Origin of the sequence: Rhodococcus sp. WS1, assembly GCF_003797745.1 — a bacterium.
GTDB classification, from domain to species: domain Bacteria; phylum Actinomycetota; class Actinomycetes; order Mycobacteriales; family Mycobacteriaceae; genus Rhodococcus_F; species Rhodococcus_F erythropolis.
On record NZ_RKLZ01000002.1, the window covers coordinates 1,652,319 to 1,667,230 of the forward strand.

The 14,912-nt window shown below is 61.4% G+C and carries 11 protein-coding genes and 1 pseudogene; 10 read left to right on the forward strand and 2 right to left on the reverse strand.

The genetic code is table 11. From position 1 onward, the window contains the following. The first annotated feature begins 7 nt into the window (after nt 1-7). Nucleotides 8-1,375, forward strand: coding sequence for a cytochrome P450 (locus tag EEB12_RS20405; protein WP_141488394.1), 1,368 nt, complete (start codon nt 8-10; stop codon nt 1,373-1,375). A 15-nt stretch (nt 1,376-1,390) separates the two neighbouring features. On the opposite strand, the gene EEB12_RS20410 is transcribed toward EEB12_RS20405, so the two are convergent. Continuing rightward, nucleotides 1,391-2,995, reverse strand: a complete 1,605-nt coding sequence (locus EEB12_RS20410; protein ID WP_141488395.1) for an acyl--CoA ligase family protein — start codon at nt 2,993-2,995, stop codon at nt 1,391-1,393. Between the two features lie 131 nt (nt 2,996-3,126). Between EEB12_RS20410 and EEB12_RS20415 the strand changes: the two genes are divergently transcribed. The 9 genes and pseudogenes from EEB12_RS20415 (at nt 3,127) to EEB12_RS20450 (ending at nt 14,142) form a co-directional block, all read left to right on the forward strand. Continuing rightward, a complete protein-coding gene (locus tag EEB12_RS20415; RefSeq protein WP_042952912.1) occupies nt 3,127-3,993 on the forward strand; it encodes a helix-turn-helix transcriptional regulator in 867 nt (288 codons plus the stop codon). A gap of 114 nt (nt 3,994-4,107) precedes the next feature. Next, a complete protein-coding gene (locus tag EEB12_RS20420; RefSeq protein ID WP_141488396.1) occupies nt 4,108-5,535 on the forward strand; it encodes an amidase in 1,428 nt (475 codons plus the stop codon). 125 nt (nt 5,536-5,660) lie between these two features. Beyond that, on the forward strand, nt 5,661-6,116 hold the full coding sequence (locus tag EEB12_RS20425; RefSeq protein WP_020909071.1) for a DUF6069 family protein: 456 nt from the start codon (nt 5,661-5,663) through the stop codon (nt 6,114-6,116). Between the two features lie 13 nt (nt 6,117-6,129). Beyond that, nucleotides 6,130-7,097 (forward strand): annotated as a pseudogene (locus tag EEB12_RS20430) (TIGR00341 family protein). 80 nt (nt 7,098-7,177) lie between these two features. Continuing rightward, a complete protein-coding gene (locus EEB12_RS20435; RefSeq protein ID WP_141488397.1) occupies nt 7,178-8,374 on the forward strand; it encodes an NAD-dependent epimerase/dehydratase family protein in 1,197 nt (398 codons plus the stop codon). Beyond that, on the forward strand, nt 8,371-9,540 hold the full coding sequence (locus EEB12_RS30895) for a hypothetical protein (protein WP_258537162.1): 1,170 nt from the start codon (nt 8,371-8,373) through the stop codon (nt 9,538-9,540). The genes EEB12_RS20435 and EEB12_RS30895 overlap by 4 nt, the downstream gene beginning before the upstream one ends. Nucleotides 9,541-9,642: 102 nt before the next feature. After that, nucleotides 9,643-10,287, forward strand: a complete 645-nt coding sequence (locus tag EEB12_RS30900; protein WP_258537164.1) for a hypothetical protein — start codon at nt 9,643-9,645, stop codon at nt 10,285-10,287. Nucleotides 10,288-10,300: 13 nt separating this feature from the next. Continuing rightward, a complete protein-coding gene (locus tag EEB12_RS20445; RefSeq protein ID WP_047889706.1) occupies nt 10,301-12,205 on the forward strand; it encodes a glycosyltransferase in 1,905 nt (634 codons plus the stop codon). 41 nt (nt 12,206-12,246) lie between these two features. Continuing rightward, nucleotides 12,247-14,142, forward strand: coding sequence for an alkyl/aryl-sulfatase (locus EEB12_RS20450; RefSeq protein WP_092764364.1), 1,896 nt, complete (start codon nt 12,247-12,249; stop codon nt 14,140-14,142). Nucleotides 14,143-14,163: 21 nt separating this feature from the next. Here EEB12_RS20450 and EEB12_RS20455 read toward each other — a convergent pair whose 3' ends face one another. Next, nucleotides 14,164-14,844: a 3'-5' exonuclease gene (locus tag EEB12_RS20455; RefSeq protein WP_042952889.1), complete on the reverse strand. Its 681-nt coding sequence runs from the start codon at nt 14,842-14,844 to the stop codon at nt 14,164-14,166. Nucleotides 14,845-14,912: the final 68 nt, after the last annotated feature.

A 14,912-nucleotide genomic window follows, 5' to 3' on the forward strand; every position in this document is an offset into this window, starting at 1 on the left:
GGTCGCAGTGTCCAAGATCCTGGCTCGTCCCCCCGTGAACTCGCAGTTGCACCCGATTTCGGGCCGTTCCGGGCTGCCTCTCGTCGGGCACGCTCTTGCATACATCCGCGATCCACTCGCATTGATGCAAGAGAACTGGGATCGATACGGCGAGGTCTCTTGGTTCTCGATGGTCGGTCGGCAGTGGATCGCTGTTCTCGGACCCGACGCGTGCCAGGAAGTGCTGCAGAACAAAGATCGGGCTTTTGTGAACAGCGACGGCTGGTCGGTGCTTATCGGCCCCTTTTTTCACGGTGGGCTGATGCTTCTCGATTCGGAAGAACATCTACGACACCGTCGAATCATGCAGCAGGCGTTCACTCGGACGCGGATCGAGAAGTCTGTCGACGTTCTCAATCCGGCAATCGACTCGGCGCTCGACACATGGACCCCCACTGACGGATTTCGTGCATACACAGCGCTGAAGACACTCACCCTCGATCTCGCTACCGACATCTTCATGGGCGGTGCGGAAGGAAGTACCGAAAGCGAAATATCTTCGGTGAAAAAGGCTTTCGTGGATTGTGTGCAGGCGGCTACTTCTCTGGTCCGCTACCGCGTGCCGGGGACCAGATGGAAGCGAGGACTCGACGGCCGCCGGGTCCTGGAAGACTTCTTTCGTCGCTACCTGCCGGCGCGTCGAGCTCGCGCAACCGATGATCTGTTCTCCGTGCTTTGTCACATCGAATCCGAAGGAGGACAACGCTTCAGTGACGACGAAGTGATCGACCATATGATCTTCCTCCTGATGGCCGCACACGACACTTCGACGATCACCCTTTCCACGATGATGCAATATCTAGGTCAACATCCGAAGTGGCAGGACAGGTGCCGTGCCGAGTCGCTCGCTCTGGGGACCTCGACGCCCAGCTATGCAGATCTCGACGGCCTGAGCAGCCTTGACCTGGTGATGAAGGAATGCCTCCGACTCGTCTCTCCCGTACCGGTCATGGCGCGGCGAGCGGTCCGCGACACTCAAGTACGGGGTCACTTCGTGCCTGCGGGAACGTATGTTTCTGTCGCCCCTCACTTCACGCACCACATGGCGCAGTACTGGCCTGATCCAGAGCGTTTCGATCCCGAACGTTTCGCCGAGAATCGACGCGAAGACAAGGTTCATCGGTACGCGTGGGAACCGTTCGGCGGTGGAGTGCACAAATGCCTGGGAATGCACTTCGCCGGCGCCGAGATCAAGGCAATCATGCACCACCTCCTCATGCGCTTCGACTGGAACGTCGACGCAGATTACGTCGCTCCGCTCGACTTCACGTCCTTGCCGTTCCCTTCGGACGGGCAACCTGTCGATCTGCGCCGGCGTCACACTTCGGTGCGCTGAGACCCTACGGCCGAATTACTTCGACGCACGCAATTGGAACTTGAGAACCTTGCCGGTCGGGGTGCGAGGAAGGTCGAGTGGAAAGACGATGTCGCGGGGAACCTTGTACCCGGCCAGCAATGCACGGGTGTGCTCGACGATGTCTTCGGCGGAAGCCTGTAATCCCTTGCCCAGCACCACGAATGCCTTCGGGCGCTCGCCCCACTTCTCGTCGGGAACGCCGACGACTGCCACGTCGATCACGGCAGGGTGACTCATGATCGCCTGCTCCACCTCGACGGTGGAGATGTTCTCACCGCCCGAGATGATGATGTCTTTCGCGCGGTCCTTGAGCTGGATGTAACCGTCGGGATGCATGACGCCGAGGTCGCCGGAATGGAACCAACCACCGGCAAATGCTTCGGCGGTCGCGGCCTCGTCACGGTAGTAACCGAGCATCACGTTGTTGCCGCGGAGCACGATCTCACCCATGGTCTGGCCGTCGGCGGGAACGTCGTTCATCTCGGCATCGACAACGCGAGCATTTTCGGCCTGCACCATGCCGACTCCCTGACGGGAGAGAAGTGCGGCGCGCTCGGACTGCGGCTTGTCGTCCCAGGCTTCCTGGTACTCGCAGATCGTGTACGGGCCGTATACCTCGGTGAGACCGTAGACGTGGACGACGGTGACACCGATGTCTTCGAGTTTTCCGATGATCGTCGGTGACGGGGGAGCGCCGGCGGTGGTGATGCGCAGGGCTTCGACCTTGTGGGCCTGGTCTGCGTCGGCGATGGTGGAGCAGACGGTAGGAGCGCCGCACAGATGCGTCACGCCCAGATTGTCGATGGCGTCCCAGATCGCGTCGGCGCGGACCGCGCGCAGGCAGATGTGTGTGCCTGCGGCCTGAGTGACGGCCCACGGCGTGCACCACCCGTTGCAGTGGAACATCGGCAGTGTCCACAGATACTTCGTCGCTCCGTCGAAGCCGTTGTGGAAGGTCTCGCCGAGCGAGTTCAGGTACGCCCCGCGGTGGGAGTACATGACGCCCTTGGGTTTTCCGGTGGTGCCAGAGGTGTAGTTGATGGCGATGCACTGCTGCTCGTCGTCGACGCCCCAGTGCAGTGGCTGATCGGTGAGAGCCTGACCTTCGGCAATCAGATCGGCGTACTGCCCGGTGACGATTCCGGTGGGAACCTCCGGGGACGGGACGGTGGAGTCCGGGATCTCGATGATCTCGCGCAGGCTCGTCACGTTCGCCTTGGACGAGGTGACCGAGCCGACGAATTCGGAGTCGACGAACAGGATCGTGGTTCCCGAGTGATCGATGATGTACTCGAGTTCGGGACCGGCGAGGCGTGAGTTAAGGGCGATCAGGACTCCGCCGGCGAGTGGGACGGCAAAATGCGCGAACAGCATCTCGGGAACGTTCGGCGCCAGGTATGCAACGCGGTCACCGGGCTGAATGCGTTCACGCAGGACGCGGGCCAGCGCTGCGACCTCGTCACCGAACTCTCGGTACGTGTAGCTCCGGTCGCCGTGAATGACGGCGGTGCGATCGGGGAACACCGCAGCGCTGCGCTCGAGAAAGCGCAGCGGACTGAGCGGGGTGTTGTTGGCTGCGAGAGCTGTCGAGACAGACACGGTTCCTCCGAAGGCGACGTGACACGGTTGGTGTCACGGTAGTTGTGATCGGCACTACAAATGGCCTGGATGCACGCTATTGCCCAGTCAAAGGTGCCGCTACCCTCTGAATTGGGTATGTGGAGGTGAGAGTGAGCAGGGTACTGAGACCGAGCGACGACGACGCGTTGCGCGCCGAACTGCGTCGACTGCACCCCCGAACCGAGTTGCCGGTTCTGTTCGGCGGTTGTGTCGACGACCGGTCGCTGACCATCACCGGCTACGTCGGGACTCGTAGCAACATCCTGCGAAATTTGAAGATCGACGCCGAATGCGGACTCGGTGGTCGTGCGATCGCAGAACAACGACCGGGCGCGGTGCAGGACTACGCGAACTCGTCGCACATCACCCATGACTACGACTACGAAGTGGGCACCGAAGCCATCGAATCCTTGATGGCAGTCCCGATCGTCGTACGCGGGGTTACTCGCGGAGCGATCTACGGAGGACTGCGCGCCAACCTGCCGATCGGCGACGTGATCGCCGAGACGATGATGCGATCGTCGTACGCGTTGGCCCGCGAATTCGAGATTCGCGACGAAGTGGATCGTCGGGTGGCGATGCTCGATACCGCTGCGGTGGAACATGGTTCGAATCGCGATGCCCAGATATCCGAAGGGTTGACCGAGAGCGTCCTGGCGCTCGGCGAGATCGCGGCGAACCTCGAGGACATGGCTCTCAGCGCGCAGGTCCTCGCCGTCGAGGCAAAGTTGCGGGCGTTGGCGTCGCCGAAACCTTCCGCGAACACTCCAGTCGCGAACACCGTTGTCCTGTCGCCCCGCGAGCGGGAGGTGATGGGCTACGTAGCTCTGGGACTGCGCAATGCCGAGATCGCCGAGAGGTTGTCCCTGAGCGTCGAAACGATCAAGACGTACATGCGGAATCTGATGGGAAAACTCGACGTCCGCAGTCGGCACGAAGCAGTTGTGGAAGCGCGGCGGCAGGGCTTGATTCTGTAAGGCTGAATCGGTGGGCCGGTCCCGCCAAGCGGAATTTCAAAGCTATGCCTTCGCCATGGTTGGTATGACGGACCTCACTATCGGCAGAGTTCGACACGAGTGATGAGGGCATCGATGCAGGATTTGTTCGACAACAACGACATGACCGGCCTGGCCGAAGCGATCAAGAGCGGCGACGTCTCCGCCAAGGAAGTTCTCGAGTTCAGCCTGGACAGACTCGACGAGCGCAACCCGGCAGTCAACGCGGTGATCAGTGAGCGTCGCGAGGAGGCACGCAACGAGGTATCAGGCGGCTTGCCGGAAGGTCCACTGCACGGCGTCCCGTTCGTGATCAAAGACCTGGGCATGGACGTCGCAGGATTGCCGAGCACCAACGGATCTCGATTGTTCGCCGATGCTGTGGCAGAAAAAGATTCGACGCTCGTGGAGCGGTACCGTGAGGCCGGTCTGGTTGTCATCGGCAAGACGAACACCCCGGAGTTCGGTAAGAATGCGAGTACCGAACCTGCGCTGTTCGGGTCTACCCGCAACCCTTATGCCCTTGATCGTTCACCCGGCGGATCTTCGGGTGGCACGGCTGTAGCGGTTGCCGTCGGGATCGTGCCCGGCGGCCATGCCAGTGACGGCGGTGGATCGATCCGCATTCCCGCATCGGCCTGTGGCTTGGTAGGCCTCAAGCCCAGCCGCGGACGCACTCCGACGGCACCGGCGCGCACGCTGTTCTCGTCGCCGATGAGTGTTCATCACGCACTCACCCGAAGTGTCCGCGACACTGCACTGCTTCTCGATCTCTCCGCCGGACCGACTGTCGGCGATCCTTACGTGATCCTGGCGCCGAAGCGGCCGTACGTCGAGGAAGTTGGTGCGGATCCCGGACGGTTGCGGATCGGTCTGAGCAACACTCTTCCTGATGGCACCCCGGTGGACCCGGAGTGCTCGGCCGTCACAACCAGTGTTGCCGGCCTGCTCGAAGAACTCGGTCACGATGTGACCGAGGGTGCCCCGAACTTTCCGCTCGATGCGCTCACTGCCGGGCTTTCCGTGTTGATGGGCATTCCGATGACGATCGAGGTCGACGAACGACTCGAGGCCCTGAACCGCGCAATCCGCGACGACGACCTCGAGCCGATGGCTCGGATGATCTACGACCGCGCGAAGTCCGAAAGTGCGACGAACGTCGTCAAGGCATTGCAGGAACTCGAGCGGGCAGCCCAGGTGATCGGTGCGTTCTTTGTCGATCACGACCTGTTGCTGACGCCGACGATGGCTCGACCGGCAGCTCCGCTCGGTCTGCTCGATACGGCAAATCCCATGTCGATCTGGGAGCATTCGGCCGGGTACAGCGGTTTGACCAGTCCGTTCAACAGTTCAGGTCAGCCCGCGATTTCCTTGCCGATGGGTCATGACACGGCCGGCGTTCCTATCGGCGTGCAGTTGGTGGGTGCGTTCGGGCGTGAAGATTTGCTGATCCGGGTTGCGTCGCAGCTCGAGGTGGCGCGCCCGTGGAGCATTGCCCCAGTGTGGCCGCCCGTCCCGGCGTAGCCCCGGCACCGTCGAAGAGTCGAGAACACCGTACTTTTCACCCGTCGAGGGTGAATGTGGGCCGTCCCGAAACGCATACAGTTCGGAAGGACAGCCCTATCCGGTATCGGTGAAGGAGTCTCTCGATGAGCCAGTTCCAACCAGACAGTCCGGCGACTCCCGCCGTCAATGCACAACGACTGTGGGCGGGCGGGGCCGCAACTGCGCTCGTCGCGGCCCTGGCCGCGGTCGTCGGACTACTGATCGTGCGGGGAATCCTCGACACTCCGGTCATCACACCGGAGCGGATGCCGGGGAATTCCCAAGCCGGCTCGCTTGCTCTCAGCGCCGCGATCGCAGCGCTGGTCGCTACCGCACTTCTGCATGCGTTGATGGTGTCGACACCACGTGCGTCGAACTTCTTCGCGTGGATCGGAATCCTCGCAACGATCGCCACCGCGCTGTGGCCGTTCACGATCGCAGCGACCACCGCATCGCGAGTCGCCAGCGCCGCAATCTACTTCGTCGTCGGCATCGCGATCGTCTCGTTGCTCACCGGGGTCGCAGGGTCAGCGCAGACCACTCGCCGTATCGGCGTGTGATGGAGTATCGACCGTGAACGGGGTCGTTCCGCAAGCACAACGGCGCACATTGGCGGAGCTCGACGAAAAGCTCAATTTTTCGGTGGGGGAACGAGATTCGAAGCGATCCGCCTTCTGGGTGATGCTGACGCTGTCTGCCGTGATCGCCGTGGCCGGTGTCGTGGGCGATTCCACGGCAACCGTCATCGGAGCGATGATCGTCGCTCCCTTGTCGACGCCGATTCTCGGGTCGGGCTGGGCATCACAACTGGCCAAGGCGCTTTGGTCGGGCGGAGCCTGGTCTATGTCGTCGGTGGAATCTGCCTCGTCGTCGTATTGGGTGTCGCGTTCGCTCAGGTATTGCCGAATCCCTCCAACGTGCTGACCAATTCCCAAGTGCTTGGGCGTACTTCGCCGACGTTGATGGACTTGACGGCAGCACTTGCGACCGGTTTGGTCGGGGCCATCGCGATCGCGCGCAAGGATGTCGGCGACGTACTTCCCGGTGTTGCCATCGCAATTTCGCTTGTCCCACCGTTGGCGGTGGTAGGTGTCTGTCTCGGCTCGGGGTCACCGAGTTTGGCGGTGGGCGCGTTTGTACTGTTCGCATCGAACGTGGTTGCCATGATCATCACTGCGACAGGCGTGTTCGTCGCAGCTGGGTACGCGCGCGACGCCGGGATCTTGAAGACGTCGCGGCGGCGGGCATACCTCGTGCTTGCCGCTCTGTTGATCGTCGTCGCGATTCCGATGGTCGGCAACTCCCTGTCGTCGTTGTGGGCGAGGCAGATCGGGAGCGCGGCGCAACAGTGGCTCGCAGACACTCCGGGAGCCGAGGTCACCGATGTCACCTGGCAGGGCAGCACCGCCACCATCGACGTGCTCGGCCCGGAAACCCTTCCCCCACTGGATGAACTGGAGGCATCGATCGACGCACTGATTCCGTGGAACCCGGACGTGCAGATCGTCCATACCGTCGGGACGAGGATCGCGGCGGGGTGAGGCTGCGCAAAAGGGGAGGTGAACGTGGATTCTGCGCTACACACTGATGAAAAGGTAATGGCCACGGCAGAGGGAGAACCATGCGCATACTGATACTCGGTGGTGACGGATTCTGCGGTTGGCCGAGCGCTCTGCATCTTTCGGCGCACGAGCATCAGGTGACCATCGTCGACAGTCTTGTTCGTCGTCGAATCGACGACGAACTGCGGGTGCAGTCGCTTACCCCGATTTCGACTCTCTCCGAGCGTGTGCGGGCCTGGTCGGAAGTGACCGGCCGAAGAATCGACGTCGTCGAATTCGATCTGGCCCACGAGTACGACGTCTTACTCGATGTCCTCAGCAAGGTTCGTCCGGAGGTGATCGTGCACTTCGCGGAACAGCGCGCTGCTCCGTACTCGATGAAATCGCCGGAACTCAAGCGCTACACCGTCGACAACAATCTCAACGCAACTCACAACCTGCTTGCCGCGGTGGTTCAGACCGGCCTCGACGCCCATGTAGTTCATCTCGGGACGATGGGCGTCTACGGATACGAGTCGGTGCCGGTAGATCTGCCCGAAGGCTATCTGACCGTGAGTTACCCGGACCGAGACGGACATCTTCATTCACGCGAAATTCTGTACCCGACGGCGCCCGGTAGCGTTTACCACCTCACCAAGTCCTTGGACCAGTTGCTGTTCCAGTTCTACGCGCGGAACGACGGCGTGCGGATCACCGACCTCCACCAGGGCATCGTCTGGGGCACGCAGACGGACGAGACTGCGCTCGATTCCCGTTTGATCAACCGCTTCGACTACGACGGTGATTTCGGAACGGTGCTGAACCGCTTTCTGGTTCAAGCAGCCGTCGGTCATCCCTTGACCGTGCACGGGACCGGAGGGCAGACTCGGGCCTTCATCAACATTCGTGACACAGTGCGGTGCATACGATTAGCCGCAGAATCCGGGGACGCCGTCGAAGGCCGGGTACGCGTGATGAATCAAGTGACCGAAACTCACCGCGTATCCGATCTGGCACGCCTGGTTGCCGAGACGATCGGCGCGCGCATCAGTGAGGTCCCGAACCCCCGCGCCGAGGCTGATGAAAACCTGCTCAGTGCACGCAACGACCACTTGCTCGGCCTCGGTCTGGAGCCGACTCGGCTGGATTCCGGACTGCTGCAGGAGTCGGTGGAAATCGCACAGAAGTATGCAGATCGGGTCGATGTGAGCCGAATACCGTCCACCTCGTACTGGAACAGCGCAAGGAGATCATCTGCCGCAGGAGCCGATGCATGAACGACGACACAGATGGCCCGGCCATAGATCCACCTGATGGCACTCCGGGCTCGGGAGCGAAAGATTCCGAGCCCGAATACTTTCCGGGGGAACGTGGGCGTTCGGTTCCACGATCGGCATGGTGGGTACTTGCGGCCGCCGTCGTACTCTTGCTGGTGTTCGTGTTCGTGCGGCCGTTGTGGTTCACGCGCGACGTCGACGACAACCGCCTCGATGTTCCGGCGGATCGTCACTACACGAAGTCGCTGTCGGGAGCGGGATTCGACGACGGCGTCTGGCTCACCGACGATTCGCCGTCGACTAGTTTCGACGTCACTTTCCCGGTCGATTCGGCGCGGGAACAGACCCGACTGCGATTGACCGGGACGTCGCAGGTGGCCCGGGACAGTGTCGTATTCCTGATCGTGAGGATGGACGGTCAGCAGGTCTACAAGAGTGAGTTGGACACGGGGGAAACCGGATTGGACGTCATGGTCGACGTTCCGGAGCAGTTGTCGAGCGACGGACAGGTGCGCGTACAGGTGCAGGTACAAGGGACCCTCGACAATCGGACCTGCACACCCGACCATGCGGCCGGAATGCAGGTGCACCTGGATCCCACCAGCGTCGTAGAAGCGGCCTTGTCGGAACCTGTACACACAGTTCGCGACGCCGTCGTCTCCTGGGATCGTCGACTCACCGTGGTCCTGGTCGATCAGAGTGACCAGTGGCGAACCGCCGCAGCACAAATGGGAATCGCGTTGACCCGAGCAGGGTACGAGGTGACGTACTCGGACCGGTTGCCAGGTGAAGGCGATGAAAACGTAGTGATGGTGGGCCCGACGGACGCACTCGTCGATCAGGGCTGGTCTGCCCCGGAAGGACAAGCTGAGCCCATCACGCTCGGAAAGGCCGAGGGCACAGCGGTGGTGGCGATGACCCAACCGAACGGTGACTTGATTTCGAGATTCCTCACGACTCCGATTGTGTCCACGGCCGATTCAGAAGGGAGCGATCCGCAAGCGCTCGTGACAAAACCGTTGAGCGGCAACGACGTGGCTCTCGATGCACTCGGCGGTGACAACTCCGTCGTGCAGGTCACCGAAAACCATCGGTGGCGCATCGGGTACTCACTCGCCGATCTACCCGGCGGGCGTCTACCGCAATCAGTTCGGGTCGGGATGTAACTCCCGGCGTCTCCCGACGACCTCACCTGGATTCTCAACGTTCAACTCAACGATCAGTTGGTCGACAGTCGCCGCCTCGATCGCGCGACCTCGGTGGAGACTGTGATCCCTTTGCCGACGTCGCAGCTACTGGAAAATGCTCTGACCCTCAGCATCCAGCGTGACCGTGATCTGGGTGGCTGCGATGTGCGAGTGACCACGTACCCGATGCAACTCGAAACAACTTCTGCTCTTGTGCTCGGTGATGACCCGGGGATCGGATTCACGGCCGTACCGCGAACGCTTGCGCCAGGATTCGCCGTTTATCGACCCGATGCTTCGAGCGTGAGTGCAGTGGACGAACTCAACGCAGTCGTCCCGGTGCTGACGAAGTTCATTCCGAATGGGTACGACCCGGAGTTTCTCTGGAATTCCCAACCGGCATCGGGTCAGCCATTCGTGCTGATCGGGCAAAGCCCGGAAGTGAATCCACCGGTGCGCATCGACAATGGACGAATTCTGGCCGGCCCTGAGCAATCCGCCCTCGACATTTCCTCGTTCGACAACGGCATGGTGGTCGAAACTGCCACCAGTACAACAGGTGCCGGGGGACTCGCCATTCAGTTTGTCGGGGAACCCGGTAAGATTCCGGTACCGCCGTTCGGGACGGAATCCGCTCGACTGATGACGGCTCAGGGCAGCGTCATCGTGAACGCCGACGGCACAACGGGTCCCGGCGCTCCGGCACGTGCGAACGGACCCCGGTGAGTGGGGGAGTGCGATGACTGACGCTTTGCGTGCTCCTGACGAGGACCGTGCGCTGGTCGATCATTTCCGGTCTGTCGACAGCGCGCCGGCCGACTACGCCGTCGATCGGCCGTCGAGCGGGACCAACGGATTTCTGATCACCTTTGCCGGGTTGTCGATCATCGTCATGTGCATCCGAACATTCCTCGTACATTCAGGTTTGACCGACATGCCGCGAGACCTGGTCATCTTTTCGGAGGGACGAGGGAAGGTCGTCTTCCCTCTGCGGCTGTTTCTGATCATGTTCTTCTTCACCTACGCACTCTGCGCCTACTCGAACATCTGGCGCAGAGTATTCCTCGCCTTCTCCCTGCTGGGTAAGTACGCGTTGTTCTGCGTCGCGGTCGACACTGTGGCGTGGTTGCTCCACAACGCCGGGATCATCTCCATCTCCGTCTTCGGAGCTCAGATGATCTCCGGGCTGATCGCCCTCGCGATCTTCCCTCACACCATCCTCCGTCAGGCACAACTTCCCCCGCAGGGGCCGCTGCCACTCGACCCGCGAATACCGCTGAGCGCGTTCCTGAAACTGTCAGGATGCCTGGTACTGGCGATCGCTGGAGCCGCGATCGCATTGCACGTCCTGTACGACCTCGTCGACCTCCTCAAGAGTTGGGCAATTCTCGGAGGTATCGGTGCCGGAGTTTTCCTCATGCAGCAACTCCTGGCGATCTCGACGGCACTGCTCGGAGTACGTGCGCTGAAGAAGTCGCGCGGTCACGAGTTCTCGCCGCCTACGGCAATTCTTGTTCCGGCTCACAACGAGGCGCACGATATCGCCGCTACCATCGCTGCCGTCGACACCGCAGCGCGAACATACCCGGGACGAATCCACCTCTACGTCGTAGACAATGCCTCCACCGACAACACACACGAAGTCGCAGAACAGATCATTGCTGAATGCAGCTTCATCACCGGTACCGTCCTCGACTGCCCGACACCGGGCAAGGCAATCGCACTCAATAAGGGAATCGACCACATCACCGAAGAGTTCGTAGCCAGGATCGACGCTGACACTGTCATCGGCCCGGGTTGCCTCGAGACAGCGATGCGACATTTCGCGAACCCGCGCGTCGGCTGCGTCGGTGGGATCCCCATGCCGCGCGAGGAAAAGACCTGGATCGACAAGTGTCGCCTGATCGAGGTGTACATGCGCCACGGCTTCTTCCAGGTCTCGCTCGACGGGTATCAGGGCGTCATGGGCATTCCCGGGATGTTCGCGGTCTATCGGCGGAGCCAGTTGATCAAGGTAGGCGGCATGGTGCAGGGGATGAATGGCGAAGACACCGACATTTGCATGCGGCTGACCGCCGCCGGCTACCACAGTGTGGCGGATCCGAAAGCTGTGTACTACAGCGAGACTCCGGCGTCCTACGCGCACCTACTCGAGCAGCGAACCCGGTGGTTTCGCAGTATCTACCACCTCGCGGCGCGCAACCGGGCGCTGCTCCTGGATCGGCAGACGATGATCGGAACGTTCGTGTTGCCGTTCAACCTGGTCAACGCCGCACGCCGAGCGATGCTGGCGCCACTGCTCATTTTCGCCTGTATCGCCGGAATCGCATTCCAATCGACATTCACGACTCTGCAATGGCAACCCATCGTCGCGACATTGTTGGGTATGTCGATGATCATGACGGTCGTCGTGTGCCTGGTCTGGCGGCCGAGTTCGGTCAAGTACGTTCCCGCCTACCTCGTCTTCCGTCTGCTTCGCAGCTACTTCACACTCGGATCGACACTGAGCTTGATCTATCCGCCGATACACCCGCGACTGCAACACCCCCGCCTGCGTCGATCACGAGGCCGGCGCAGATCGAAGGAAGCTCGTTTCTCCGCTCGCGGGTCAGACACATTGGTCACGAACATCATTCACCCGTAGAAGGTGAGGCGAAGACGACCGCAGCGCGCCAAAATGTCGGTATGGCTACGACATCGAACGCGGCATCCGAGACCATCATTCGTCAGCAGAAGGCGCTCCTCGGGAGTCTGCCGTTCGCCGATACACAGGATTTCGACGACGCCACTCGCGGGCTTGTTGCTCGCCGTCAACCGAACGCGGTGACCGCCGAAGACGGAACAGTTCTCTGGGACAACGACACCTACTCGTTCCTCGAAGGGGATGCACCCGAGACTGTGAATCCCAGTCTGTGGCGGCAGTCGAAACTCGCCGCGATCGACGGATTGTTCGAAGTAGTCCCGGGCATCTATCAGGTCCGCGGAATGGACTTGTCGAACACGTCTTTCATCGAAGGCGACGAGGGGGTAGTTGTCATCGACACCCTCCTGTCTGCCGAAACGGGAAAGGCGGCGCTCGAACTCTATCGACAACATCGGGGAGATCGGCCGATCAAGGCGATCGTCTACACTCACTCACACGTCGATCACTTCGGTGGTGTGAAGGGATTCGTCACGCAGGAGGAAGTCGACGGCGGGAGCGTGAAAATCTTTGCGCCGGAGGGATTCGTCGAGCACGCGGTCTCCGAAAACGTGTATGCGGGTACCGCGATGGGACGACGTGCGGGTTACATGTACGGTGCCGCACTGGCCAGGGGTCCGCAGGGACAAGTCGGTGGAGGTCTGGGACAGACTGTGTCGGTCGGAACCGTCACTCTCATCGCGCCGACCGATATCGTCACCACCACCGGACACGAAGAGACCGTCGACGGTGTCCGCATGATCTTCCAGATGGCACCCGATACCGAAGCGCCGTCGGAAATGTTGATCTACCTTCCCGGCTTCAAAGCTCTGTGTGCAGCCGAAGACGCCACCCACAACTTCCACAATCTCTTGACCCTACGCGGCGCTGTTGTGCGTGATCCTCACGGTTGGTCGCAGTACCTCACCGAAACCATCGACATGTTCGGTGACGACGTCGAAGTTGTCTTCGCCTCGCACCACTGGCCGACTTGGGACAACGACCGCGTCGTCGAATTCCTTGCCACGCAGCGTGATCTGTACGCCTACGTCCACGATCAGACGCTGCGCATGATCAACAAAGGTCTCACCGGACCTGAAATCGCCGAAGAGATCCAGTTGCCACCGTCGCTCGAGAATGCCTGGAGCGCAAAAGGTTACTACGGTTCGATCAGCCACAATGTGAAGGCGATCTATCAACGCTATCTCGGTTGGTTCGACGGCAACCCGGCCAGTCTGTGGGAACACACTCCGGTTGAGCAATCCACTAGGTACGTCGAATTCATGGGTGGCGCCGACGCAGTGGTCACCAAAGCGCGTGATTCGTTCGACGCCGGCGACTACCGTTGGGTCGCACAGGTACTCAATCACGTCGTGTTCTCGGAGCCTGGTCACGCCGGAGCCAAAGCGCTGTTGGCCGACACCTACGAACAGCTCGGCTACGGTGCGGAGAACGGCACCTGGCGCAACTGGTATCTCTCCGGTACCACAGAACTGCGTGGTGGCCAGTTCGGCACCCCCACCGAAACCACCGCCCCGGATGTCATCGCGCAGCTGACACCTGCAATGTTGTTCGACGCCATAGCGATTCAAGTTGACGGTCCGAGTGCCTGGAATGAACGACTGTCCATCGACGTCGTGCTGACCGATGTCGACGAACGCTACCGATTGCGGCTCGCCAACGGAGTCCTGACCTACAGTGCGCACAGTCAAAAGGATCCTGCGGACGCGATCCTGTCCACGACCAAACGATCGCTGCCTGCGTTGGCTCTCGGCGGATTGTCCGCCGAAGGGCTTGCCGATGCCGGCATCGCGCTCACCGGGGACGAGTCGGTTCTGGCGCGACTTGCCGCGGTGTTGGATCCCGGCGACAAGAACTTCGCGATCGTGACTCCCGACTGACGGCGTACTCGATTGCCCGGATCAGGCGATAACGCGAATCGGCCACTGGCCGTCGACGTCTCCTACGTCCCGGCCCTGGCTGAGTAGGTACTCGGCGAAATCACGCTGGCGCTCGGCGTGCCAATCGGCTTGATCGACCATGAGATCGAGCCCCAGGAGGTCGGGGAACCGCACGGCCAACTCGCGGGCCAACGCCGCCGCCGCTTTGGCATCGGCCTCGGCTTCGTGCGCCGACTCCAATGAAATTCCGTAGTGCTCGCACACGGCCGCAAGCGTTCGCTTGCCCTTGCGGAACGTATCCATCGCCCGATCGATCACGTACGGATCAATGACCAACCCGGGAACGAATGCGGGCTTGCCGATGCGCAGACCCTCGGCATGCATGACCGTCAGATCATAGGAGGCATTGAACGCCACGACGGCGTGATCGCGCGCCCAGGAATTATGCAGAGCATCGCGAATCTCTTCGTAGCCCTCGGCGTAGTTCTGGCCGTGCCGCGCCGCGTACTCGGTGCTGATTCCGTGAATAGCCGAAGCGTCGGCGGGGATATCGACGCCGGGATCGAGTAACCACGTGCGTGTTTCGACATTCGAACCGTCGATGACCGCGACGCAGGCACTGACGATGCGAGCGGTCGACGGATCCCGCCCCGTGGTCTCGAGGTCGAACGCGCAGATCGGGCGATCGGACCAGCTACTCATCGGGGGCCTTTCGGTGCAGAACGTCATGTCCGAATCACTATGCACCTCCCTACCGACAGAAACGACGA